Below are 409 nucleotides of genomic sequence, written 5' to 3'. Positions count from 1 at the left end.
GTGTGCTCGAACAAGCGCCGGACGCGGAATTCGCAGCGGCTTTTACACGCTTCGTGGCGCGGGTCGAGCGCGATTTTCGCGAGGAGGAAGACCTGATGGAACAAATCGCGTTTTCCGGGCTGAATAGTCATCGCGAGCAGCATGCGCGGATGCTCGGCGGCTTGCACCATGTCGCCAGGCAGGTAATGGCTGGCGACATGAATGCGGGTCGCGAAGTGGTGGCGCTGATGCCGGGCTGGTTCATGCTGCATATCGAAACCATGGATGGCGCGCTGGCAGTGACGGCGCTGGCGCCGCAGGACCAGGCGTAGAACCACTTGGCAAGGTTGTGTTCCGGCAGTAGCCAGACTCAAGCGGCAACACTGGCTGAATTCTGGCTTAAGTCTGGCTTAAGTCTGTGTCCCTACTA

At 59.9% G+C, this 409-nt stretch carries 1 protein-coding gene; it reads left to right on the top strand.

Features of this window, described 5'->3' with window-relative positions; all coding sequences use genetic code 11:
- Positions 1-311 (top strand): bacteriohemerythrin (locus D7V77_RS44170; protein WP_158624607.1); only part of this gene is annotated, 311 nt, incomplete at its 5' end.
- Positions 312-409: the final 98 nt, after the last annotated feature.

The sequence above is a fragment of the Corallococcus sp. CA041A genome (genome assembly GCF_003612075.1).
GTDB lineage: Bacteria > Myxococcota > Myxococcia > Myxococcales > Myxococcaceae > Corallococcus > Corallococcus exiguus.
This window is presented reverse-complemented; position numbering and strand designations above follow the sequence as displayed.